22 protein-coding genes are annotated in these 25,580 nt (G+C 52.7%); all 22 read left to right on the top strand.

Going from position 1 to position 25,580, the window contains the following annotated elements; all coding sequences use genetic code 11:
- Positions 1 to 53 precede the first annotated feature (53 nt).
- The 22 genes from AB182_RS07785 (at position 54) to rfbB (ending at position 25,569) form a co-directional block, all read left to right on the top strand.
- On the top strand, positions 54 to 1,193 hold the full coding sequence (locus AB182_RS07785) for a polysaccharide export protein (protein WP_047369599.1): 1,140 nt from the start codon (positions 54 to 56) through the stop codon (positions 1,191 to 1,193).
- 6 nt (positions 1,194 to 1,199) lie between these two features.
- Positions 1,200 to 1,643: a low molecular weight protein-tyrosine-phosphatase Wzb gene (gene wzb, locus AB182_RS07790; protein ID WP_047369600.1), complete on the top strand. Its 444-nt coding sequence runs from the start codon at positions 1,200 to 1,202 to the stop codon at positions 1,641 to 1,643.
- Positions 1,644 to 1,645: 2 nt separating this feature from the next.
- Positions 1,646 to 3,808 carry a tyrosine-protein kinase Wzc gene (gene wzc / locus AB182_RS07795; RefSeq protein ID WP_047369601.1) on the top strand — a complete coding sequence of 721 codons (2,163 nt, stop codon included), beginning with the start codon at positions 1,646 to 1,648 and terminating at the stop codon, positions 3,806 to 3,808.
- Positions 3,809 to 4,014: 206 nt separating this feature from the next.
- Positions 4,015 to 4,857 (top strand): colanic acid biosynthesis glycosyltransferase WcaA, encoded by an 843-nt coding sequence (wcaA, locus tag AB182_RS07800; protein WP_047369602.1) that lies wholly within the window; start codon positions 4,015 to 4,017, stop codon positions 4,855 to 4,857.
- A complete protein-coding gene (wcaB, locus tag AB182_RS07805; RefSeq protein ID WP_047369603.1) occupies positions 4,857 to 5,348 on the top strand; it encodes a colanic acid biosynthesis acetyltransferase WcaB in 492 nt (163 codons plus the stop codon). Before wcaA ends, wcaB begins: the two co-directional genes overlap by 1 nt.
- Entirely contained in the window at positions 5,345 to 6,562 is a 1,218-nt protein-coding gene (gene wcaC, locus AB182_RS07810; RefSeq protein ID WP_047369604.1) for a colanic acid biosynthesis glycosyltransferase WcaC, read from the top strand. Before wcaB ends, wcaC begins: the two co-directional genes overlap by 4 nt.
- Positions 6,537 to 7,757 (top strand): colanic acid polymerase WcaD, encoded by a 1,221-nt coding sequence (wcaD, locus tag AB182_RS07815; RefSeq protein ID WP_047369605.1) that lies wholly within the window; start codon positions 6,537 to 6,539, stop codon positions 7,755 to 7,757. Before wcaC ends, wcaD begins: the two co-directional genes overlap by 26 nt.
- A gap of 13 nt (positions 7,758 to 7,770) precedes the next feature.
- Complete coding sequence (wcaE, locus tag AB182_RS07820; RefSeq protein WP_047369606.1) at positions 7,771 to 8,517, top strand: colanic acid biosynthesis glycosyltransferase WcaE; 747 nt, start codon at positions 7,771 to 7,773, stop codon at positions 8,515 to 8,517.
- Positions 8,518 to 8,663: 146 nt separating this feature from the next.
- Positions 8,664 to 9,212, top strand: a complete 549-nt coding sequence (wcaF, locus tag AB182_RS07825) for a colanic acid biosynthesis acetyltransferase WcaF (protein ID WP_047369607.1) — start codon at positions 8,664 to 8,666, stop codon at positions 9,210 to 9,212.
- Between the two features lie 28 nt (positions 9,213 to 9,240).
- A complete protein-coding gene (gene gmd, locus AB182_RS07830) occupies positions 9,241 to 10,362 on the top strand; it encodes a GDP-mannose 4,6-dehydratase (RefSeq protein WP_041851967.1) in 1,122 nt (373 codons plus the stop codon).
- 2 nt (positions 10,363 to 10,364) lie between these two features.
- A complete protein-coding gene (gene fcl, locus AB182_RS07835) occupies positions 10,365 to 11,330 on the top strand; it encodes a GDP-L-fucose synthase (protein WP_047369608.1) in 966 nt (321 codons plus the stop codon).
- A 2-nt stretch (positions 11,331 to 11,332) separates the two neighbouring features.
- The gene (locus tag AB182_RS07840) at positions 11,333 to 11,806 is read left to right on the top strand and encodes a GDP-mannose mannosyl hydrolase (RefSeq protein WP_047369609.1); all 474 of its coding nucleotides are present in this window, start codon (positions 11,333 to 11,335) and stop codon (positions 11,804 to 11,806) included.
- Positions 11,803 to 13,107: a colanic acid biosynthesis fucosyltransferase WcaI gene (gene wcaI / locus AB182_RS07845; RefSeq protein ID WP_047369610.1), complete on the top strand. Its 1,305-nt coding sequence runs from the start codon at positions 11,803 to 11,805 to the stop codon at positions 13,105 to 13,107. Before AB182_RS07840 ends, wcaI begins: the two co-directional genes overlap by 4 nt.
- Complete coding sequence (cpsB, locus tag AB182_RS07850; RefSeq protein WP_047369611.1) at positions 13,104 to 14,540, top strand: mannose-1-phosphate guanyltransferase; 1,437 nt, start codon at positions 13,104 to 13,106, stop codon at positions 14,538 to 14,540. Before wcaI ends, cpsB begins: the two co-directional genes overlap by 4 nt.
- A 131-nt stretch (positions 14,541 to 14,671) precedes the next feature.
- Entirely contained in the window at positions 14,672 to 16,042 is a 1,371-nt protein-coding gene (cpsG, locus tag AB182_RS07855; protein ID WP_047373219.1) for a colanic acid biosynthesis phosphomannomutase CpsG, read from the top strand.
- Positions 16,043 to 16,126: 84 nt separating this feature from the next.
- Complete coding sequence (gene wcaJ, locus AB182_RS07860; protein ID WP_047369612.1) at positions 16,127 to 17,521, top strand: undecaprenyl-phosphate glucose phosphotransferase; 1,395 nt, start codon at positions 16,127 to 16,129, stop codon at positions 17,519 to 17,521.
- A 9-nt stretch (positions 17,522 to 17,530) separates the two neighbouring features.
- Complete coding sequence (gene wzxC / locus AB182_RS07865) at positions 17,531 to 19,009, top strand: colanic acid undecaprenyl disphosphate flippase WzxC (protein ID WP_047369613.1); 1,479 nt, start codon at positions 17,531 to 17,533, stop codon at positions 19,007 to 19,009.
- Between the two features lie 77 nt (positions 19,010 to 19,086).
- Positions 19,087 to 20,364, top strand: a complete 1,278-nt coding sequence (gene wcaK, locus AB182_RS07870; RefSeq protein WP_047369614.1) for a colanic acid biosynthesis pyruvyl transferase WcaK — start codon at positions 19,087 to 19,089, stop codon at positions 20,362 to 20,364.
- Positions 20,361 to 21,581 carry a colanic acid biosynthesis glycosyltransferase WcaL gene (gene wcaL / locus AB182_RS07875; RefSeq protein WP_047369615.1) on the top strand — a complete coding sequence of 407 codons (1,221 nt, stop codon included), beginning with the start codon at positions 20,361 to 20,363 and terminating at the stop codon, positions 21,579 to 21,581. The genes wcaK and wcaL overlap by 4 nt, the downstream gene beginning before the upstream one ends.
- Before the next feature lie 11 nt (positions 21,582 to 21,592).
- Entirely contained in the window at positions 21,593 to 23,002 is a 1,410-nt protein-coding gene (gene wcaM / locus AB182_RS07880) for a colanic acid biosynthesis protein WcaM (RefSeq protein WP_047369616.1), read from the top strand.
- Positions 23,003 to 23,180: 178 nt separating this feature from the next.
- A complete protein-coding gene (galF, locus tag AB182_RS07885) occupies positions 23,181 to 24,074 on the top strand; it encodes a GalU regulator GalF (protein WP_041851958.1) in 894 nt (297 codons plus the stop codon).
- A gap of 406 nt (positions 24,075 to 24,480) precedes the next feature.
- On the top strand, positions 24,481 to 25,569 hold the full coding sequence (gene rfbB, locus AB182_RS07890) for a dTDP-glucose 4,6-dehydratase (protein WP_047369617.1): 1,089 nt from the start codon (positions 24,481 to 24,483) through the stop codon (positions 25,567 to 25,569).
- The last annotated feature ends 11 nt before the right edge of the window (positions 25,570 to 25,580 follow it).

Here is a 25,580-nt window from a genome sequence, read left to right on the forward strand (position 1 = left end):
GTCGCTTATTTAAATACACAGGATAATTACTCTGCAAAAGTGATAATTAATCAATGATGAAATCCAAAACGAAATTGATACCATTATTGGTGTCCATGAGCTTGATGAGTGGCTGCACAGTCTTTCCCGGTAGCAATATGTCAACAATGGGAAAAGATGTGATTAAACAACAAGACGCCGATTTTGATTTAGACCGCATGGTGAATGTCTATCCATTGACGCCTCGTCTGGTTGAGCAATTACGTCCGCGCCCGAATGTCGCCCAGCCAAATATGTCGCTGGATCAGGAAATCTCAAACTATCAATATCGCGTTGGCCCAGGGGATGTACTTAGCGTCACCGTCTGGGACCACCCTGAACTGACCACACCTGCAGGCCAGTACCGCAGTTCAAGCGACACCGGTAACTGGGTACAGCCCGACGGCACCATGTTCTATCCCTACATTGGCAAAGTCCATGTCGTCGGCAAAACCCTTGGCGAAATTCGCAGTGATATTACCAGCCGCTTAGCGACGTACATCGCTGACCCGCAGGTGGACGTTAATATCGCCGCTTTCCGTTCGCAAAAAGCCTATGTCTCCGGACAGGTCAATAAATCAGGTCAGCAGGCTATCACTAACGTTCCGCTGACCGTGCTGGATGCCATTAATGCCGCGGGCGGACTTACCGATGCCGCCGACTGGCGCAACGTGGTGCTGACACATAATGGTCAGGAACAGCGTATCTCCCTGCAGGCGCTGATGCAAAACGGCGATTTGAGCCAAAACCGCCTGCTCTATCCGGGGGACATTCTTTTCGTACCGCGTAATGACGATCTGAAAGTCTTCGTGATGGGTGAAGTTAAAAAACAGAGCACCCTCAAAATGGACTTCAGTGGCATGACGCTAACCGAAGCGCTGGGCCAGGCCGAAGGTATCGATCTGACCACCTCCAACGCCAGCGGCATCTTCGTGATTCGTCCGCTCAAAGGCGAGAACGGTCGCGGCGGCAAGATTGCCAACATTTATCAGCTTGATATGTCCGATGCGACCTCGCTGGTGATGGCAACCGAATTCCGCCTCCAGCCGTATGACGTGGTGTATGTGACGACCGCACCGGTTGCTCGCTGGAACCGTCTCATCAATCAGTTGCTGCCAACCATTAGTGGCGTTCGCTACATGACGGATACGGCGCGCGACATTCACACCTGGTGATAGGCGATGTTTAACAAAATTCTGGTGGTGTGTGTGGGGAACATTTGCCGTTCCCCCACGGCGGAGCGGCTGCTGAAAAAGTATCAGCCCGCATTGACGGTAGAGTCAGCCGGGCTGGGAGCGCTGGTAGGTAAAAGCGCGGATGCGGAGGCAGCGCGCGTGGCAGCAAAAAACGATCTGTCCCTTGAAGGGCACTGCGCCCGGCAGATTTCCGGAAAAATGTGCCGTGATTTCGACCTGATTCTGGTCATGGAAAAACGGCATATCGCCGCACTGTGCGAAATCGCGCCGGAAATGCGCGGCAAAGTGATGCTGTTTGGTCACTGGGACGATGAACGTGAAATTCCCGATCCATATCGCAAAAGCCGCGACGCCTTCGAGGCCGTTTACACCTTACTTGACCAGTCTGCCCGCCAGTGGGCGCAGGCACTGAACGCTCAGCAGGGATAACAATGACAGAGAAAACACACCATTCCGCCGCGTCGACGGTGGGAAATGATGAAATCGATGTAGGGCGATTAATCGGTACAGTCGTCGAGGCCCGCTGGTGGGTGCTGGGGATCACCGGCTTATTTGCCGTGGCCGCTATCGTTTACTGCCTGTTTGCCACGCCAATCTACAGCGCGGATGCGCTGGTACAGATCGAGCAGAATACCGGTAATTCCCTGGTGCAGGATATTGGTTCGGCGCTGGCTAACAAACCCCCTGCGTCGGAAGCGGAAATTCAGTTGATTCAGTCCAGGCTGGTGCTGGGCAAAACCGTCAATGATTTAAATCTGGATATCGCCGTGACCAAAAACACCTTTCCGGTTTTTGGCGCGGGCTGGGACAGATTGATGGGTCGGCAAGATGATACGGTCAAAGTCACGACGTTCACCCTCCCTAAAGAGATGAAAGATCAGGTCTTCACCCTTAAGGTGCTGGGGCCGAAACAGTATTCTCTGACCAGCGACGGAGGCTTTAGCGCACATGGCGAAGTGGGGCAACCGTTAAGCAAGGACGGTGTGACCATGGTGGTTAGCGCTATTCAGGCGGCGAACGACAGCGAATTCACCGTGACGAAATTCTCCACGCTCGGAATGATCAATAACCTGCAAAATAATCTGAGTGTTACCGAGAACGGTAAAGATACCGGTGTGCTCAGCCTGACCTATACCGGCGAAGATCGCGATCAGATTCGCGACATTCTTAACAGCATTACCCGCAACTATCTGCAACAGAACGTTGAGCGTAAGTCCGAAGAAGCCGCGAAGAGCCTGGAGTTCCTGAATAAACAACTGCCGGAAGTTCGCGCCAAACTGGACGTGGCCGAAAACAAACTCAATACCTATCGCCAGCAGCAAGACTCCGTTGACCTGCCGCTGGAAGCGAAATCGGTACTCGACTCGATGGTTAACATCGATGCGCAGTTGAACGAACTGACCTTTAAAGAGGCGGAGATTTCCAAGCTGTACACCAAAGCGCACCCGGCTTACCGCACACTGCTGGAAAAACGCAAAGCGCTGGAAGATGAAAAGGCCAAACTCAACACCCGCGTGACGGCAATGCCAAAAACGCAGCAGGAGATTGTCCGCCTGACGCGTGATGTGGAGTCCGGTCAGCAGGTTTATATGCAGTTGCTGAACAAACAACAGGAGTTGCGTATTACCGAGGCCAGCACCGTGGGGGATGTACGCATTGTTGATGCGGCCATTACTCAGCCTGGGGTATTGAAACCGAAAAAAGCGCTGATCATTCTCGGCAGCGTTATCCTGGGGCTAATCCTCTCTGTGGTCGTGGTTCTTCTGCGTTCACTCTTCAATCGTGGTATCGAAAGCCCGCAGTCGCTGGAAGAGCAGGGGATCAGCGTTTATGCCAGCATTCCGCTGTCGGAGTGGCAAAAAGCGCGCGATACAGTCAAAACCGTCAAGGGCAGCAAACGTTACAAACAGCGCCAGTTGCTGGCGGTGGGTAACCCGGCGGATCTGGCGATTGAAGCGGTACGCAGCCTGCGCACCAGTCTCCATTTCGCCATGATGCAGGCACCCAATAATGTCCTGATGATGACCGGGGTGAGCCCGTCGATTGGTAAAACATTCGTCTGCGCCAACCTGGCGGCGGTGATTAGCCAGACCAATAAACGCGTGCTGATGATCGACTGTGATATGCGCAAAGGCTATACCCACGAACTGCTCGGTACCGATAACGTTAATGGCCTGTCGGATATTCTGGTTGGCAAGGGCAGTATTGAAAACTGTGCCAAAAAGACCTCCATCGCGAACTTTGATCTGGTGCCGCGTGGGCAGATCCCGCCGAACCCGTCCGAACTCTTAATGAGCGAGCGTTTCACGCAGTTGCTGGACTGGGCGAGTAAACATTATGACCTGGTGCTGATTGATACCCCGCCAATCCTCGCGGTGACGGATGCGGCGATCGTGGGACGCCACGCGGGCACCACGCTGATGGTCGCGCGTTATGCGGTGAATACGGTGAAAGAGGTGCAGACCAGTCTGAGCCGCTTTGAGCAAAACGGTATTCAGGTCAAAGGCGTCATCCTGAACTCCATTTTCCGCCGTGCTACCGGCTATCAGGATTACGGCTATTACGAATATGAATACAAGTCTGATAGCAAATAACGTTTAACCCTAACCCCTCACCCCGCCCCTCTCCCACAGCGGAGAGGGGAAAAGCGTAGTCGCTTGTAAATGGACTCAACCATTTCCTTACCCCACCGGGGAGAGGGGAAAAGAGTGCTCTCGCTTGCACATGGGCGTACAGCGTTCCCTCGCCCCTCAAGGGTGAGGGTGAGAGTGAGAGGAATATTGATCAATCGGGGAAGAAAATGACCACAGAACGTCCGTTAATCTCGATCTATATGCCGACATGGAACCGTCAACAACTGGCTATTCGCGCTATCAAATCGGTGCTGCGTCAGGATTATACCCACTGGGAATTGATCATTGTAGACGACTGCTCAACTGCCTTTGAGCAACTCCAGAGTTATGTGGCCGAATTGAATGACCCGCGTGTGACCTATACCCGTAACGCGTTTAATACCGGCGCCTGCGCGGTGCGCAACCAGGCCATCATGCAGGCGAAAGGCGAGTTTATTACCGGTATTGATGATGACGATGAATGGACGCCGGACCGCCTGTCTGTTTTCCTGGAGCATAAACACCAGCTGGTATCGCGGGCTTTTCTCTATGCCAACGACTATGTCTGCCAGGGCGAAGTCTATTCACAACCGACCAGCTTACCGCTTTACCCAAAATCGCCGTTTTCCCGCAAGTTGTTCTACAAGCGCAACATTGTGGGCAACCAGGTGTTCAGTTGGTCCTGGCGCTTTAAGGAGTGCCTGTTCGATACGCAGCTGAAAGCGGCACAGGACTACGACATCTTTTTGCGCATGGTTGAGCAGTATGGTGAGCCGTGGAAAATCGAAAAAGCGACGCAAATTCTGCACATCAATCACGGTGAAATGCAGATTACCTCATCGCCGAAAAAATTCTCGGGCTACTTCCACTTCTACCGGAAACACAAAGCTAAATTTGACCGCGCCAGCAAGAAATATCAGCTGTTCACGCTCTACCAGATCCGCAATAAGCGCATGAACTGGCGCACGCTGCTGACGCTTTTCTCGGTACGCAATGGCAAGCGTCTGGCTGATGGTTTGCGAGGGAAATGATGCGATTAGAAGATTTTCGCGCTAATCAATGGAGTTTGCGCCCGTGCTGCATGGTCGCGGCCTATCGCGTCGCCCATTTTTGCTCCGTATGGCGCAAGAAAAATGTGCTCAACAACCTGTGGGCGGCGCCCGTGCTAGTGGTTTACCGCTTTATGACGGAATGTCTGTTTGGCTATGAGATCCAGGCGGCGGCGACCATTGGCCGTCGTTTCACCATTCATCATGGCTACGCCGTGGTCATTAATAAGCATGTGGTCGCGGGGGATGATTTCACCATTCGCCATGGTGTGACCATTGGTAATCGTGGCGCAGACAATCTGGCCTGTCCGGTTATCGGCAACAACGTTGAACTCGGGGCCAACGTGGTCTTGCTGGGTGATATCACCATTGGTAATAACGTCATGGTTGGCGCAGGCAGCGTTGTGCTCGACAGCGTGCCGGATAATGCGCTGGTGGTGGGTGAAAAAGCGCGGGTGAAGGCAATCAAATGAACATATTACAATTTAACGTTCGCCTCGCAGAGGGCGGCGCGGCAGGTGTCGCGCTGGATTTACACCAGCGGGCGCTGCAGCAGGGCATGCATTCACGCTTTGTTTACGGCTACGGGAAAGGCGGCAAGAAAAGCGTCAGCCATGACCAGTATCCCAATGTGTTTAAACAGACGCCGCGTCTGACCTCAATGGCAAACCTGGCGCTGTTTCGCCTGTTTAACCGCGATGTCTTTGGCAATCTCAATAATCTCTATCGCAGCGTCAGCCGCACCAAAGGGCCGGTGGTGCTGCACTTCCACGTGATGCACAGTTACTGGCTGAACCTGAAAGACCTGGTGGCGTTCTGCCAGAGACTGAAAGCGCATAAGCCTGATGTGACCTTTGTCTGGACGCTGCATGATCACTGGAGCGTCACCGGGCGTTGTGCATTCACTGATGGCTGTGAAGGCTGGAAACAGGGATGCAAAAAGTGCCCGACGCTGACGAATTATCCGCCGGTAAAAGTGGATCGCGCGCAGCAACTGGTGGATGAGAAACGCCGTTTGTTTAACGAGATGATGGCGCTGGGCTGCCAGTTTATTTCCCCCAGTCAGCATGTGGCCGAGGCATTCAATAGCCTGTACGGCGCGGGTCGTTGCCGCATTATCAATAATGGTATTGATGTAGCGACCGAAGCCATTCTTGCAGATTTGCCCCCGGTTACCGTCACCCATGGGCGACCGAAAATCGCCGTGGTGGCCCACGATTTGCGCTATGACGGTAAGACTAATCAACAACTTGTTCGTGACGTGATGGCGCTGGGCGAGCGCGTTGAACTGCATACCTTTGGCAAGTTTTCTCCCTTTGAGGGACCAAACGTAGTCAACCACGGTTTTCTGACCGATAAGCGTCAGTTAATGAGCGAACTCAACCAGATGGATGCGCTGCTCTTTACCTCACGCGTGGACAACTATCCGCTGATTTTGTGTGAAGCGCTTTCCATCGGCGTGCCGGTTATCGCCACGCAGAGTGATGCCGCGCGTGAAGTTCTGGAGAAGTCGGGCGGCAAGACCTTTAGCGAAGCGGAAGTTGTGCCGCTGGCGCAACTTCATAAAGACGATATCGCGCAGGCCGTGTTTGGCACATCGCTGGATGCGTTTCGGGCGCGCAGCCGTCGCGCATATAGCGGGCAACAGATGCTGGAGGAATATGTCTCATTCTATCAGGGTCTGTAGTTATCTCCTGCTGCCGCTGATTTACTTGCTGGTTAACGTGAAAATTTTCCAGCTTGGCGAAAGCTTTCCGATAACCATCGTTACGTTCTTACCGCTGTTGCTGTTGCTCTATGTGGAAAAAATCAATCTGAAAAAGTTGATGATAGCCCTGGGCACCGGTGCCGGATTGACGCTGTTTAATTACATTTTTGGGCAGTCACTGAACGCCAGTAAGTATGTGACGTCAACGATGCTGTTTGTTTATATCGTTATCATCATCGGCATGGTATGGAGTATTCGCTTCAAAACGGTTTCGCCGCATAACTACCGCAAGATACTTTGCTTCTTTTATGTAGTGGTTGCATTGGTGGTGATGCTGGCGGCAGCGGAAATGGCGCAAATTATTCTCTCTGGCGGCAGCAGTCTCATGGAGATAATTTCGAAATATCTGATTTACAGTAACAGCTACGTACTGAATTTTATCAAATTTGGTGGTAAGAGGACGACGGCACTCTATTTCGAACCGGCATTCTTCGCCCTGGCATTAATCTCAATTTGGCTCAGCATCAAACAGTTTGGTATCAAAACGCCGAAGACAGATGCTATGATTCTGACAGGGATAGTTCTTTCGGGATCGTTTTCAGGGGTAATGACATTTATCCTTTTTTATCTACTGGAATGGGCATTTCAGTATTTAAACAAGGAAGCGATACGCAAGAAATTGCCGCTGGCAATTATTTCACTGGCGGTATTTGTTGTCGGGGTGGTGTTCGCCTTTCCTTATATTGCGGAACGTCTCGGTGATTTAGGAACAGAAGGCTCCTCCTCTTACTATCGCATTATCGGACCGCTGGCGATGGTGGGATATTCCCTGACAAACATTGATGGTGCTGTAAGATTTGGCTCACTTTACGAATATGTTGCATCATTCGGAATCTTTAACGGTGCAGATGTCGGCAAAACCATAGACAATGGCTTGTATCTGTTAATTATCTATTTTTCATGGTTTGCCGTATTACTGACCGGTTGGTATTTGTTCAAAGTTGCAAGAATGACTGTCAATGCGTTTGGTAATAATCAGAATTTTCGTGTTCAGCTTTATCTGTTCGCTCCTATATCGTGGTTTTTTACGGGATCGATCTTTAGCCCTGAATACGCATTTTTAATTGTTTGCCCGTTTATTTTCCGCAAGGCGTTAAATATTTCGAGCATATGACGAGGTGGGTCACATGTTACTAAGCGTTATTACTGTTGCGTTTCGTAATTATGAAGGCGTGATGAAAACCTGGAAATCGCTGGCCCATCTGGCACAGGCGCAGGATATCGCATTCGAGTGGATTGTTGTGGACGGCGGTTCTGCTGACGGTACCGCAGAGTTTCTGGAAAATCTCAACGGGCAGTACCACTTACGTTACGTCAGCGAGAAAGATAACGGCATCTATGATGCGATGAATAAAGGCATCAGTATGGCCAATGGCCGCTTCGCGTTATTCCTCAATTCAGGTGATATCCTGCATCCGGAAAGCGTTGAAGTTATCCGCCAGCTGGCACAAGAACGTGACAATGCAATGTACATTGGCGATGCCTTATTAGATTTCGGCGATGGTACAAAAATACGCCGTAGTGCAAAACGTGGCTGGTATATTTATCACAGCTTGCCTGCCAGCCATCAGGCCATATTCTTCCCGATGAGCGGCCTGAAAACCTACCCCTACGATTTACAATATAAAGTCTCTTCCGATTACGCGCTGGCAGCCAGAATGTTCAAAGCAGGCTTTCGCTTCAAACGCCTGCACGGTCTGGTATCCGAATTTTCTATGGGTGGCGTTTCTACGTCGAATAACCTTGAATTATGTCGGGATGCTCGCAACGTCCAACGAAAAATATTACATGTGCCGGGCTTCTGGGCGGAATTATCGTATCTGTTACGCCTGCGCACTACCGGTAAAGCGAAAGCCTTATATAACAAAGCGTAATGTGAATGCCCTGAGTAATTCGAGTTGCGGAATGACGGCAAGTCAGAGAATTTCGATGTGCTGACTTAAGTAAACGGTGCGGTTAAACGAATGCAGTCAACGCAACGGCAGCTTGAAGAATAAAGGGCAACGTATAAGGAAACACGATGCAAGACTTACATGGATTCTCCGTGCCGAAAGGCTTTCGGGGCGGGAGTGCTATTAAGGTTCAATTGTGGTGGGCGGTGCAGTCGACATTATTTGCCTGGTCGCCACAAATTATGTATCGCTGGCGTGCCTTTCTGCTGCGTTTATTCGGTGCAAAAATCGGAAAAAACGTAGTGATCCGTCCGTCAGTGAAAATAACGTATCCATGGAAATTAACGCTGGGTGATTACAGCTGGGTCGGCGATGACGCTGTTTTATATACCCTGGGCGATATCTCAATCGGCGCTAATTCTGTGATTTCGCAGAAATGTTATTTGTGTACCGGTAGTCACGATTTTATGAGCGCGCACTTTGATATTACCGCGTCGCCCATCGTGATTGGCGATAAATGCTGGCTGGCAACGGATGTCTTTGTTGCTCCCGGCGTGCGTATTGGTGACGGAACGGTTGTCGGTGCGCGCAGCAGTGTTTTTAAGACGCTTCCGGCAAATGCAATTTGCCGTGGCAACCCCGCAGTGGTAACGCGCGAACGCGTAAAAACTGAATAACTTCTGATAAGTAATAGAGGAATAAAATATGTCTAAAGTCGCTCTCATCACCGGCGTTACCGGGCAAGATGGCTCTTATCTGGCAGAACTGCTTCTGGAAAAGGGTTATGAAGTTCATGGCATCAAGCGTCGTGCCTCTTCATTCAACACTGAGCGTGTGGACCATATTTATCAGGATCCGCACACCAGTAACCCGAAATTCCACCTTCACTATGGCGATCTGACGGATACCTCTAACCTGACCCGTATTCTGCAGGAAGTGCAGCCGGATGAGGTTTATAACCTTGGGGCGATGAGCCATGTCGCGGTCTCTTTTGAATCACCAGAATACACCGCCGATGTAGATGCGATGGGTACATTGCGTCTGCTGGAAGCCATCCGCTTCCTGGGCCTTGAAAAGAAAACGCGTTTTTACCAGGCATCGACCTCTGAACTGTATGGCCTGGTTCAGGAAATCCCGCAGAAAGAGACCACGCCATTCTACCCACGTTCTCCGTATGCTGTCGCCAAACTGTACGCTTACTGGATCACCGTAAACTACCGTGAATCCTATGGCATGTACGCCTGCAACGGCATCCTGTTTAACCACGAGTCTCCGCGCCGTGGCGAAACCTTCGTAACCCGCAAAATTACCCGCGCCATTGCCAACATCGCTCAGGGGCTCGAATCATGCCTCTACCTTGGCAACATGGATTCCCTGCGTGACTGGGGCCATGCGAAAGATTACGTGAAGATGCAGTGGATGATGCTGCAGCAGGACCATCCGGAAGACTTCGTTATCGCCACCGGCGTGCAGTATTCCGTGCGTCAGTTTGTGGAAATGGCGGCGGCGCAGCTGGGTATCAAACTTCGCTTTGAAGGCAAGGGTGTGGAAGAGAAGGGGATTGTTGTCTCCGTCACCGGCCATGACGCGCCAGGCGTGAAACCGGGCGATGTGATTGTTGCCGTTGACCCGCGTTATTTCCGTCCGGCAGAAGTGGAAACTCTGCTCGGCGATCCGACCAAAGCACACGAAAAACTGGGCTGGAAACCGGAAACTACGCTGCAGGAGATGGTCTCTGAGATGGTAGCCAAAGATCTTGAAGCGGCGAAAAAACATTCGCTGTTGAAAGCTCACGGTTACGAGGTTGCCATCGCGCTGGAGTCTTGAGAATGACGAAACAACGTATCTTTGTCGCGGGTCACCGCGGCATGGTCGGGTCGGCCATCGTAAGACTGCTGTCGCAACGTGAAGACGTAGAACTGGTACTGCGTAACCGCGACGAACTGAACCTGTTGGATTCTGCGCAGGTGCAGGCGTTCTTTGCCAGCGAACGTATCGACCAGGTCTATCTGGCGGCGGCGAAAGTAGGTGGCATTGTCGCCAATAACACCTACCCGGCAGATTTCATCTACGAGAACATGATGATTGAGTGCAACATCATTCACGCGGCGCATTTGCATGACGTGAACAAGCTGTTGTTCCTCGGTTCATCCTGTATTTACCCGAAGCTGGCGCACCAGCCGATGGCGGAAAGTGAGCTTCTTCAGGGGACGCTGGAGGCGACTAACGAACCGTATGCGATTGCCAAAATCGCCGGTATCAAACTGTGCGAGTCCTACAACCGCCAGTACAACCGTGATTATCGCTCGGTGATGCCGACTAACCTGTACGGGCCGAATGACAACTTCCACCCGAGCAACTCCCACGTGATCCCGGCATTGCTCCGTCGCTTTCATGAAGCCACGCTCAGCAATGCGCCTGACGTCGTGGTATGGGGCAGCGGCACGCCGATGCGCGAGTTCCTCCACGTGGACGACATGGCGGCAGCCAGCATTCATGTGATGGAGCTGGATCGCGAAGTGTGGCAGGAGAATACCGAACCGATGCTGTCGCACATTAATGTCGGCACCGGGCTGGATTGCACGATCCGTGAACTGGCGCAAACGGTCGCTCAGGTCGTGGGCTACAAAGGTCGGGTGGTCTTTGACGCCACTAAGCCGGATGGTACGCCACGCAAACTGCTGGATGTCTCCCGCCTGCATGCGCTTGGCTGGTATCACGAGATCTCGCTGGAGCAGGGGCTGGCAAGCACCTACCAGTGGTTCCTCGAAAATCAGCAACGGTTCAGGGGGTAAGCATGTTTTTACGTCCGGAAGATTTTGCCACGGTCGTGCGTTCGACTCCGCTTATCTCCATCGATCTTATTGTGGAGAACGACAGCGGCGAGTTTTTGCTCGGCAAGCGTACGAATCGTCCGGCGCAGGGTTACTGGTTTGTACCGGGTGGACGGGTGCAAAAAGATGAACCTCTGGCGAGCGCGTTTGAACGTTTGACGCTGGCTGAACTGGGCGTACTCCTGCCGATGTCGGCAGGAGAGTTTTATGGCGTCTGGCAGCACTTCTATGACGACAACTTTTCCGGCAGCGATTTTTCTACCCACTACATCGTGCTCGGTTTTCGCTTACGGGTCGATGCCTCCACGCTGGCGCTGCCGACAGAACAGCACGATGACTATCGCTGGCTGACGCCCGATGTGCTGATTGCCGATCCGCTGGTACATGACAATAGCCGCGCCTATTTCAAGGAAGCGCGGGGAGTACCGGGCTTATGAAAATTCTTGTTTACGGCATCAACTATGCGCCGGAATTAACCGGTATCGGTAAATACACGGGCGAAATGGTTGAATGGATGGCCCGGCAGGGGCATGACGTGCGTGTCATTACCGCACCGCCTTACTACCCGGAGTGGCAGGTGGGTAAGGCGTATTCCACCTGGCGTTATCGCCGGGAAAGCGGTGCCGCGACCGTCTGGCGCTGTCCACTGTATGTACCGAAACAGCCCTCGACACTGAAACGACTGATCCATCTGACCAGCTTCGCCGTGAGCAGCTTTTTTCCGCTGATGGCACAGCGACGCTGGAAGCCGGATCGCATCATCGGCGTGGTACCGACGCTGTTTTGTACACCGGGCATGCGCCTGCTGGCAAAACTCACCGGTGCCCGCACGCTATTGCATATTCAGGATTATGAAGTCGACGCCATGCTTGGCTTAGGGATGGCCGGGAAAGGCAAAACCGGCAAAGTGGCGAAACTGGCTACCGCGTTTGAGCGCAGCGCTCTGCACAATGTCGACAATGTCTCCACCATCTCCCGCTCAATGATGAATAAAGCACGGGAAAAAGGGGTGGAAGCCGGGCGGATAATCTTCTTTCCGAACTGGTCAGAAGTGGCCCGCTTTCGCGACGTTGATCCGCAGGATGTCGCGCAACTGAGACAGACTCTGGGGTTGCCTGAGGATAAAAAAATCATTCTTTACTCCGGCAATATCGGTGAGAAGCAGGGGCTGGAAAATGTGATTGCGGCTGCGGCTAACCTCCGCGAACAACCGTGGCTGTTTGTGATTGTGGGGCAGGGCGGCGGCAAAGCGAGACTGGAAAAGCAAGCCCTGCAACAGGGGCTGGATAACGTGAAATTCTTTCCGTTGCAGCCTTACGACGCCTTGCCAGCGCTGCTCAAGATGGCCGATTGCCATCTGGTGATTCAAAAACGTGGCGCCGCGGATGCCGTGCTGCCATCGAAACTGACCAATATTCTCGCCGTGGGCGGCAATGCCGTTATCACCGCCGAAGCGTCCACCGAGCTGGGCCAGCTTTGTCTGGCGTCGCCGGGTATCGCCGTGTGTGTGGAACCCGAATCCGTGCCGGCGCTGACGGCGGGCATCGAACAGGCACTTTTGATGCCCAAAACCAACACGGTGGCACGTGAATATGCCGAACGCACGCTCGAGAAAGAGAGCGTGTTAACCCAGTTTATGACTGATATCTCCCGACGCGATCCGACGGTGAGCGCAGGGCAGGCTGCCCATGCGCAAGACGAACGTCTGAATTACGAAGGGAATGGGGATAAATCATGAGTCAAACACAACTGTATCCGGTGGTAATGGCCGGGGGTTCCGGCAGCCGCCTGTGGCCGCTCTCCCGTGTCCTGTATCCCAAACAATTCCTCTGCCTGAAAGGTGATTTGACCATGCTGCAGACCACCGTCTGCCGCCTGGATGGGGTGGAGTGTGAAAGTCCGGTGGTTATCTGCAATGAACAGCATCGCTTTATTGTTGCCGAGCAGTTGCGCCAGCTTAACAAGCTGACGGAGAACATCATTCTTGAACCCGCGGGGCGCAACACCGCACCCGCGATCGCGCTGGCCGCGATGGCGATCACACGCCATAACCCGACCTCCGACCCGCTGATGCTGGTGCTGGCGGCGGATCACGTGATTCAGGATGAAGAAGCGTTTCGTACCTCGGTGCGTCAGGCTCTGGCCTATGCCGAAAGCGGCAAACTGGTGACCTTTGGCATCGTACCGGACCTGCCGGAGACCGGATATGGCTACATTCGCCGTGGCGAGGTAACCCCAGGCAAAGGCGATGGCCTGGCCTTCGATGTGGCGCAGTTTGTCGAAAAACCAAATCTGGAAACCGCGCAGGGTTATGTGGCGAGCGGTGAATATTACTGGAACAGCGGCATGTTCCTGTTCAGCGCCGGTCGCTATCTTGAAGAGCTGAAAAAATATCGTCCCGATATTTACGAGGCCTGCGAGCGCGCGATGGATGTGACGGATCCGGATCTGGACTTTATCCGTGTTGATGAAGCCGCGTTTCTGGCCTGTCCGGAAGAGTCTATCGATTATGCGGTAATGGAAAAAACGGCCGATGCGGTGGTGGTGCCGATGGATGCTGGCTGGAGTGATGTGGGCTCCTGGTCCTCTTTGTGGGAAATCAGCGCCCATACTCCTGAGGGAAACGTCCATCACGGCGACGTCATCAGTCATGATACCGAGAACAGCTTCGTCTATGCGGAGTCCGGTCTGGTCACCACCGTCGGCGTGAAAGATCTTGTGGTGGTGCAGACCAAGGATGCCGTGCTGATCGCGGACCGTAACCACGTGCAGGATGTGAAGAAAGTGGTCGAGCAAATCAAAGCGGATGGCCGCCATGAACACCACATCCACCGTGAAGTTTATCGTCCCTGGGGTAAATATGACTCCATTGACGCAGGCGATCGCTATCAGGTGAAGCGCATCACCGTGAAACCTGGCGAAGGGCTCTCGGTCCAGATGCATCACCATCGTGCTGAACACTGGGTGGTGGTGGCGGGTACGGCGAAAGTCACCATTAATGACGAGATCAAACTGCTGGGTGAGAACGAGTCGGTCTACATTCCGCTCGGTGCGCGCCATTGTCTTGAGAACCCGGGGAAAATACCTCTCGATTTAATTGAAGTACGCTCCGGTTCCTATCTCGAAGAGGACGATATTGTGCGGTTTGAAGATCGTTACGGACGCATCTGACACTGTCCGACATCTTTCGCGCCGCTGCTGATTTGCCGCAACGCGACGTCGGATAGATATAACAAATGAATTCTTTTTGATTATTTCTCCACACCGGAGAGGGCTAACTGTTGCCTGAAAACGAGGTAATGATGGAAAAATTAACCTGTTTTAAAGCCTACGATATTCGCGGCAAGCTGGGTGAAGAGCTGAATGAAGATATTGCCTGGCGGATTGGCCGGGCCTATGGCGAATATTTAAAACCGCAAACCATCGTGCTGGGCGGCGATGTCCGTTTAACGAGCGAAACATTAAAACTGGCGCTGGCCAAAGGGCTGCAAGACGCGGGTGTGGATGTTCTGGATATCGGGCTTTCGGGCACCGAAGAGATCTATTTTGCCACCTTCCACCTGGGCGTAGATGGCGGTATTGAAGTCACGGCCAGCCATAACCCAATGGACTACAACGGCATGAAGCTCGTCCGTAAAGGTGCCCGTCCAATCAGCGGTGATACGGGGCTGCGCGATGTTCAGCGCCTGGCCGAAGCGAATGACTTCCCGCCGGTGAATGCGCAAAAACGCGGCAGCTATCGGCAAATCAACCTGCGTGATGCCTATATCGATCACCTGCTCAGCTATGTCGACCTGGCGAATTTCAAACCGTTAAAACTGGTGATCAATTCCGGGAACGGGGCGGCAGGACCGGTCATTGATGCCCTGGAGCAGCGCTTTAAGACGAACAATGTTCCTGTCACCTTTATCAAGGTACACAACACCCCGGATGGCAACTTCCCGAACGGCATTCCTAACCCGCTTCTCCCGGAGTGCCGCGACGATACCCGCAACGCGGTCATCGAACATCGCGCGGATATCGGTATCGCGTTTGACGGCGATTTTGACCGCTGCTTCTTCTTTGACGGCAACGGCCAGTTTATCGAGGGCTATTACATTGTCGGTCTGCTGGCTCAGGCATTCCTGGAGAAAAAACCCGGCGCGAAGATCATCCACGACCCGCGCCTTTCCTGGAACACGGTGGATGTCGTAACCGCGGCGGGCGGTAAGCCGGTGATGTCGAAAACCGGGCACGCGTTTATTAAAGAGCGCATGCGTGAAGAGGATGCGATCTACGGCGGTGAGATGAGCGCGCATCACTATTTCCGCGATTTTGCCTACTGCGATAGCGGCATGATCCCCTGGCTTTTGGTGACTGAGCTGCTCTGTCTCAAGGGCAAAACGCTGGAGGCGCTGGTCAGCGATCGCATGGCGGCGTTTCCGGCCAGCGGCGAAATCAACTTAAAGCTGGATCAGGCCGCCCCTGCCATTGCCCGCGTCGAAGCCCATTTCACCGGTTCTGCGCTTAGCGTTGACCGTACCGATGGCATCAGCATGTCCTTCCCGGACTGGCGCTTTAACTTGCGCTCATCCAATACCGAGCCGGTTGTGCGCCTGAACGTGGAATCGCGCGGCGACACTGCGCTGATGGAGGCGCGAACACAGGACATTCTGGCGTTGTTGAAACAGTAATCCCTGTTTTTCCCCCTCACTCTAACCTTCTTTCGCGAGGAGAGAGGGCTGCGGTGGGGGGAAAACGAATGAATAGGTACAACGATGACAAATCTAAAAAAGCGCGACCGGGCCAAAACGAATGCATCGTTAATCTCTATCGTGCAGCGATTCTCAGACATCACCATCATGTTCGGTGGCCTGTACATCGTCTGTAGGCTCAATACGTTGCCGTTCTTTTATCAGCATCTGCTGATGGCGCTGATTACCCTGGTGGTGTTCCAGATGATCGGCGGCATGACCGATTTTTATCGTTCATGGCGTGGTGTGCGGTTTATGACCGAGCTGGTGTTATTGCTGCAAAACTGGACCCTCAGTTTTGTCTTTAGCGCCGGTCTGGTGGCGTTTCGCAGCGAACTTAACAATACCTTTGCCCTCTATTTTGCCTGGTATTTGCTCAGCAGCTCAGGGCTGATTATTTGCCGTGGCATTATCCGTTTTGCCGCCGGCTGGCTGCGTAATCATGGCTATAACACGCGTCGCGTTGCGGTGGCGGGCGATCTTCCCGCCGGACAAGAACTGCTGGAGAGCTTTCGTAATGAACCCTGGCTGGGTTTTGAAGTGATCGGTGTCTATCACGACGCGAAACCGGGTGGCGTGAGCAGTGACTGGGTCGGCAATTATGACCAACTGCTTGACGATGCCCGTGCCGGGAAAATCCATAACGTCTACATCGCCATGTCAATGAACGACGCGCAGTGCATCAAACATCTGGTGCGCCAACTGGCGGACACCACCTGCTCGGTGATCCTGATACCTGATGTTTTCACCTTCAATATTCTGCATTCGCGGATTGAAGAGGTGAATGGAGTGCCGGTGGTACCGCTGTATGACACGCCGCTGTCGGGCGTCAACCGCATTCTCAAACGTCTCGAAGACATTGTGCTGGCGTCCCTCATCCTGATGCTGATCTCACCGGTTCTGTTGGGGATCTCGCTGGCGGTGAAACTGACTTCCCCGGGGCCGATTATCTTTCGCCAGACCCGCTATGGCATGGACGGTAAACCCATCAAGGTGTGGAAATTCCGTTCCATGAAAGTGATGGAGAACGACAAGGTGGTGACCCAGGCCACGCAAAACGATCCGCGCGTGACCAAAGTCGGCAGCTTCCTGCGCCGGACCTCACTGGATGAGTTGCCGCAGTTTATCAATGTGCTGACGGGCGGGATGTCAATTGTCGGTCCTCGCCCCCATGCGGTGGCCCATAACGAGCAGTACCGTCAGCTCATTGAAGGCTACATGCTGCGTCACAAAGTGAAACCGGGGATTACCGGCTGGGCGCAAATCAATGGCTGGCGCGGCGAGACGGATACGCTGGAAAAAATGGAAAAACGCGTTGAGTTCGACCTCGAGTACATCCGTGAATGGAGTCTTTGGTTCGATATCAAAATCGTTTTTCTGACCATCTTTAAAGGGTTTGTGAATAAAGCGGCGTATTAAGGAGTGGTCATGAGCTTACGTGAAAAAACCATCAGCGGGGCGAAATGGTCGGCCATGGCAACGTTGACCATTATCGGGCTTGGCCTGGTACAGATGACCGTACTGGCGCGCATTATCGATAACCACCAGTTTGGCCTGCTCACCGTCTCGCTGGTGATTATCGCGCTCGCCGATACGCTATCGGATTTTGGTATTGCCAACTCCATCATCCAGCGTAAGGAGATAAGCCACCTCGAACTCACCACCCTGTACTGGCTGAATGTCGGGCTGGGGCTGGTGGTCTGTGTGGCTATCTTTTTACTCAGCGATCGGATTGCCGGCGTGCTGCATAACCCGGATCTGGCGCCGCTGATAAAAACCCTGTCGCTGGCCTTTGTGCTGATTCCGCATGGTCAGCAGTTCCGGGCGCTGATGCAAAAGGAGCTGGAGTTTAACAAGATCGGCAGCATTGAAACCGTCTCGGTGCTGGCAGGTTTTACCTTTACGGTGGTCAGCGCCTTTTTCTGGCCGCTGGCAATGACCGCTATCCTCGGTTATCTGGTGAACAGCGCCGTGCGTACGCTGCTCTTCGGCTGGTTTGGCCGCAAGATCTACCGTCCTGGCCTGCACTTTTCGCTGCGTTCGGTCAGCTCCAATCTCAAATTTGGCGCGTGGCTTACGGCGGACAGCGTCATTAACTACCTGAACACCAATCTCTCCACGCTGGTACTGGCGCGCATCCTTGGGGCCAGCGTTGCGGGCGGTTACAACCTGGCCTATAACGTGGCCGTCGTTCCGCCAATGAAACTCAACCCCATTATTACGCGCGTCCTGTTCCCGGCGTTCGCCAAAATTCAGGATGACACGGAAAAGCTGCGGCTTAATTTTTACAAGCTGTTGTCGGTGGTGGGGATCATTAACTTCCCGATCCTGCTGGGGCTGCTGGTGGTGTCGAACAATTTCGTGCCGCTGGTGTTTGGCGAGAAGTGGAGCAGCATCATTCCTGTCCTGCAACTGTTGTGCATTGTGGGTCTGCTACGTGCGGTCGGCAATCCGATTGGTTCGTTGTTAATGGCCAAAGCCCGGGTGGATATCAGCTTTAAATTTAATGTCTTCAAAACCTTTTTGTTTATTCCCGCCATCATTGTCGGCGGTCACCTGGCAGGCGCGATTGGCGTCACGCTGGGCTTTCTGCTGGTGCAGATTATCAATACCGTCCTGAGCTATTTCGTGATGATCAAACCTGTTCTGGGATCCAGCTATCGCCAGTACATCCTGAGTCTGTGGCTGCCGTTCTATTTATCACTGCCGACGCTGGTGGTGAGCTACGGGCTGGGGCTGGCACTCGCCGGGCGTCTGCCGGTGTCGGCACTGCTTGCCGTTCAGGTGGCGGCGGGCGCGCTGGCGTTCGCGGCGATGATTGTGCTGTCACGCAATGCGCTGGTGGTGGAGATGAAGCGCCAGTTTTGCCGCAACGAAAAGATGAAAACGCTCTTGCGTGCAGGTTGATATTCATTTTCCCCCTCACCCCAGTCCTCGCCCCAGCGGAGAGGGCCAGGGTGAGGGGAATTCTCTGAGAGGTCATTATGAAATTATTAATTCTTGGCAATCACACCTGCGGTAACCGTGGCGACAGCGCCATTTTGCGCGGGTTGCTGGATGCGATTGCCCGCATCGAACCACAAGCGGAAGTGGACGTAATGAGCCGCTATCCGGTGAGTTCTTCCTGGCTATTGAACCGTCCGGTAATGGGTGACCCGCTCTACAGCCAGATGAAAGCGCACAATACGGCCGCCGGGCTAGTGGGGCGGGTGAAAAAGGTTCTGCGCCGTCGCTACCAGCACCAGGTTCTGCTTTCCCGGGTGACAGACAGCGGAAAGCTGCGCAATATTGCCATTGCCCAGGGCTTTACCGATTTTGTCCGCCTGCTGGCAGGCTATGATGCGATTATCCAGGTCGGCGGCTCCTTTTTTGTCGACCTTTATGGCGTCCCGCAGTTCGAACATGCTCTATGTACGTTTATGGCCAAAAAACCGTTGTATATGATTGGTCACAGCGTCGGGCCGTTCCAGGATCCGCAGTTTAATCAATTGGCTAATTACGTCTTTGGCCATTGCGACGCGTTGATCCTGCGTGAGAGCGTCAGTCTGAATTTGATGAAGCAGAGTGAAATCACGACCGAGAAAGTCGAACAGGGCGTCGATACCGCCTGGCTGGTGGAAGATGATGCGTCGTTTACCCCCAGCTATGCCGTGCGTCACTGGCTGGATGTGGCGGCGAAACAGAAAACCGTCGCTATTACGCTGCGTGAACTTGCCCCGTTTGACCGCCGTCTCAATACCACCCAGCAAGCCTATGAAAAAGCCTTTGCTGAGGTGGTAAACCGGATCCTGGATGCAGGCTGGCAGGTGATCGCGCTCTCCACCTGTACCGGTATCGACAGTTACAACAAAGATGACCGAATGGTGGCGCTCAATCTGCGTCAGTATATTAGCGACCCGTCCCGCTACCATGTGGTGATGGATGAACTTAACGACCTCGAAATGGGCAAAATTCTCGCCGCCTGCGATCTGACAGTAGGAACGCGTCTGCACTCTGCCATTATCTCGATGAACTTCGGTACGCCGGCTATCGCCATTAACTACGAACACAAATCAGCCGGGATTATGCAGCAGCTCGGTATGCCGGAGATGGCGGTGGATATTCGCCACCTGCTGGATGGCTCGCTGGCGTCCATGGCGGCTGACACGCTCGGACAACTGCCTGCACTTAACCAACGCCTTGCTACCGCCGTGGCGGCCGAGCGTGAGAAAGGCGCGTTGATGGTGAAATCGGTGCTGGATCGCATTCGGGAGGTGAAATGAAAGTCAGCTTCTTCTTGCTGAAATTCCCGCTCGCCTCAGAAACCTTTGTTCTGAATCAGATTGTGGTGTTTATCAACATGGGCTATGAGGTGGAAATCGTCGCGCTGCATAAGGGCGATTTGCAGAACACCCATAGCGCCTGGACAGAGTATCGCCTGGCGGAGAAAACCCATTGGCTACTGGACGAGCCAGAGGGCAAGCTGGCGAAACTGCGCTATCGCGGAAAAGCGATATTACGCGGCGCGGGGCGCGCCTCCACCTGGAAAGCGCTCAATATGTCGCGCTACGGTGATGAGGCACGAAACCTGATTCTGGCAGCCATCTGCGGTCTGACACCGCAGGTCTTTCGTGCCGATGTCTTTATTGCCCATTTTGGCCCGGCAGGGGTTACGGCGGCGAAACTGCGCGAACTGGGTCTGTTACAGGGCAAGATTGCCACTGTTTTCCACGGCATTGATATTTCGCACCGGGATGTACTTAGTCACTATACCCCGGAATATCAACAGCTTTTTCGCCGTGGCGATCTGATGTTGCCTATTAGTGAGCTGTGGGCCGGACGGCTTCGCAGTATGGGTTGTCCGGAAGAAAAAATTGCCATCTCGCGCATGGGGGTGGATATCGCCCGTTTTACCCTGCGCCCGGTGAAAGCCCCCGGAACGCCGCTACAGATGATCTCTGTCGCGCGGCTGACCGAGAAAAAAGGGCTGCATGTGGGTATTGAAGCCTGCCGTTTGCTCAAAGAGCGTGGCGTGGCCTTTACCTGGACTATTTTGGGCATTGGCCCGTGGGAGCGGCGCTTGCGCACCCTGATTGAGCAATACCAACTGGATGATGTGATCCATATGCCGGGCTTTAAGCCCAGCCATGAGGTCAAAGCGATGCTGGATGAAGCCGATCTCTTTTTATTGCCGTCGGTGACCGGTGTGGATGGCGATATGGAAGGGATTCCCGTGGCGCTCATGGAGGCGATGGCCGTGGGTATTCCGGTGGTGTCGACGGTGCACAGCGGTATTCCTGAACTGATCAACCCAGGGGAGTCAGGTTGGCTGGTACCAGAAAATGATGCCCGCACGCTGGCGGATAAACTCGTTGAGTTCAGCGCGATGCAGCGTCAGGATCTCACACCGGTGATTACCCGCGCTCGCCAAAAAATCGAAACCGACTTCAACCAGCAACGTATCAATCAGCAACTTGCCACGCTGCTACAGGCGCTCTGAATCGAGGTCCTATGTCTGAGTTTGAAAAAAAGCATCGATTTGCGTTTAACCGACGCAGTTTCCTGACTGCTGGCGCCGCTCTTGCGGCGCTGCCTTTTTTACCGGTCGCCACAGCGCGCGCCGACACGGTGGATATCCGTCGCTATCAGACAACCGACTGGCCTGCGGCGTTGAAGCAGGCCTTTAACGACGCGCAAACGGTCGAAATCCCGGAAGGGGTGGTGTGTGAAAATCTCAATACCGGGGTCTTCATCCCGCCAGGGAAAACGCTGCTGGTGCGAGGGAGTATTAAAAGCAATGGCCGCGGGCGTCTGGTATTGCAGGATGGCTGTAAGGTCATCGGCGAGAAGGGCGGTAGCCTGTACAATCTGACGTTGGATGTGCGCGGCTCAGACTGTGTTATTCAGGGATTAAATATGAGCGGTTATGGCCCGGTGGCGCAAATCTACATCGGTGGTAAAGAGCCGAAGGTGATGCGCAATCTGACCATCGATAACATCACCGTCACGAAAGCCAACTACGCCATCCTGCGCCAGGGTTTTCATAATCAGATTATTGGCGCCCGAATCACCAATAGCCACTTTAGCTACCTGCAGGGGGACGCGGTGGAATGGAACGTCGCCATTAACGATCGCGATATCCTCATCTCCGACCATGTCATTGATCACATTGACTGTACCAACGGTAAAATCAACTGGGGAATCGGCATTGGGCTGGCGGGCAGTACCTACGATAACACCTACCCGGAAGATCAGGCGGTGAAAAATTTTGTTGTTGCCAACATCACCGGCAGCAATTGCCGACAGCTGGTCCATGTTGAAAACGGCAAACATTTTATTATTCGTAACATTAAGGCAGAAAATATTACGCCGGACTTCAGCAAAAAAGCCGGTATTGATAACGCGACGGTGGCGATATATGGCTGTGACAATTTTGTCATCGACAACGTATCGATGGTCAACAGTGCCGGGATGCTCATCGGCTACGGGGTTATCAAAGGCGATTATTTGTCTATTCCGCAAAATTTCAAACTGAACGACATTCACCTGGAAAATGCACAGAGTCAGTACAAGCTGCGTGGTATCCAGATATCGTCCGGTAACGCCACCTCATTTGTGGCCATTACCAATCTCAACTTACAGCGGGCAACGCTGGAGTTTCATAACAAGCCGCAGCATCTTTTCCTGAGAAACATCAATGTTATGCAAGAGGCGTCTGTGGGACCGGCGCTCAAGCTTAACTTCGATTTACGCAAGGATGTGCGGGGACGCTTTATGGCGCGTCAGGATACCTTGCTTTCGCTGGCCAATATTAAGGCGGTGAACGAAAAAGGGCAGAGTTCCGTTGATATCGATCGTATCGATCATCAGGTTGTGAATGTGCAAAATCTCAACTTCCGTTTGCCAGCAGCATCGCGGTAGCCGGTTTTTCGCCGCTTTTACGATGAATCCTGGTGACTTTATTTCGCTGCCAGGATTACATCTACAGCAATTATAAGACAATCGGCGTAACATATTTCGCGGCAACTCGTCCCGTGGACGCTGGCGAAAAGAAGTTGAAGGTCTATAATTTATCAATCATTTACAGGTGGAAGGCATAATGATTAATTTGAAAGCAGTTATTCCGGTAGCAGGTTTGGGGATGCATATGCTACCCGCCACCAAAGCTATTCCTAAAGAGATGCTACCTATCGTCGATAAGCCAATGATTCAATACATCGTCGACGAAGTTGTTGCTGCAGGGATCAAAGAAATCGTCCTCGTGACACATTCTTCCAAAAACGCTGTCGAAAACCACTTCGACACCTCCTATGAGCTGGAAGCGTTACTTGAACAGCGTGTTAAACGTCAACTGTTGGCCGAGGTGCAGTCTATCTGTCCCCCTGGCGTGACCATTATGAACGTTCGTCAGGCACAGCCGCTGGGCCTGGGGCACTCCATCCTTTGTGCGCGCCCCATTGTTGGCGATAATCCGTTCGTGGTTGTTCTGCCGGATATCATTCTGGATTCCGCTTCTGCCGATCCGCTGCGTTACAACCTGGCGGCAATGGTTGCTCGTTTCAATGAAACCGGTCGTAGCCAGGTTCTGGCAAAACGCATGAAAGGCGATCTGTCTGAGTACTCAGTGATTCAGACCAAAGAGCCGCTGGATAGCGAAGGTAAGGTGAGCCGTATCGTCGAGTTCATCGAAAAACCGGATCAGCCGCAAACGCTGGATTCAGACCTGATGGCGGTGGGCCGCTATGTGCTTTCCTCTGAAATCTGGGCAGAGCTGGAGCGTACTGAGCCAGGCGCCTGGGGACGTATTCAGTTAACCGATGCCATCGCGGAACTGGCGAAGAAGCAGTCCGTGGATGCAATGCTGATGACCGGCGAGAGCTACGACTGTGGTAAAAAAATGGGTTACATGCAGGCGTTCGTTAACTACGGACTGCGTAATCTGAAAGAAGGTCAAAAATTCCGCGAAAGTATTAAGAAACTTTTGACCCAGTAATCAGTTAGAAAAAAAACAGATAAGTATTAACTTACAAAAGGGCAGATGAGAGTGGTCACCGAGGCTTTTGCTTTGACCGCTCTCTCTGCTTTTTTTATACATATTCTGTGAAATCAACGGATAATAAATCTACACCCCGATCGGAATTTACTTATTGGATTCAGATTTGCCTTGTTTCCATTGGCGTTTAAGCAGAAAATGGTCGTTTAACATTTTGTGCAGGTAACGGCATTCATTGCGCTACCCGAAACACTGTTATGTTTATGGAAATTGTTGGCGGTTATACACAGTACGCTGGTAGCTATTGAGCCAGGGGCGGTAGCGTGTCTAAACAAATGTGTCCCCATGGTCTGCTCCTTGTATATCAACGTCATAGTTAAACTAGCAAAGTAAACGGAATATTCTCGTGAAAATATTGGTCACTGGTGGAGCAGGTTTTATCGGGTCTGCTGTCGTTCGTAATATCATTAATAATACTCAAGATTCTGTGGTTAATGTCGATAAATTAACCTACGCAGGCAACCTCGAATCTCTGACTGAGGTTGAAAACAGCAATCGTTATGCTTTCGAGCACGCCGATATCTGTGACGCCGAAGCTATGCAACGGATTTTTGCGGAACATCAGCCGGATGCGGTCATGCATCTTGCCGCAGAAAGCCATGTTGACCGCTCTATCACCGGGCCAGCCGCGTTTATTGAGACAAACATTGTAGGAACCTACATTCTACTTGAGGCAGCGCGCAAATACTGGGCGCAGCTTGATGAACCCCGCAAAACCGCGTTCCGTTTCCATCATATCTCAACGGACGAAGTTTACGGCGATTTGCCGCATCCTGATGAAGTTCCTGCCGGAACCGTGCTGCCGCTGTTTACCGAAAAAACGCCTTATTCTCCCAGCAGCCCATACTCCTCATCGAAAGCGTCCAGCGACCATTTGGTTCGCGCATGGCGCCGTACTTACGGCTTGCCAACCCTGGTGACAAATTGCTCAAATAACTATGGCCCGTACCATTTCCCTGAAAAACTTATTCCACTGATCATTCTTAATGCATTAGCTGGTAAGCCGTTGCCGGTGTATGGCAATGGCGAGCAAATTCGCGACTGGCTATTTGTTGAAGATCACGCACGTGCTTTATATAAGGTCGTCACTGAGGGTGTTGCGGGTGAGACTTACAATATCGGTGGCCACAATGAGCGTAAGAATATAGAGGTGGTAAAAACCATCTGCGCTATTTTGGATGACATTATTACCGCAAAACCTAATAACATTAGTAGCTTTGCAGATTTAATTACTTATGTTACTGACCGTCCGGGGCATGACCTGCGTTACGCCATTGATGCGAGCAAAATTAAAGATGAACTGGGTTGGGTACCGCAGGAAACTTTTGAGTCGGGTATCCGTAAAACGGTTGAATGGTATTTAACTAACAAGGACTGGTGGCAGCGTGTGATGGATGGTTCATATGCTGGTGAACGCCTGGGGCTTGCAGAATAAAATTATAAGGA

The organism is Phytobacter ursingii (genome assembly GCF_001022135.1).
Classification (GTDB): Bacteria; Pseudomonadota; Gammaproteobacteria; order Enterobacterales; family Enterobacteriaceae; genus Phytobacter; species Phytobacter ursingii.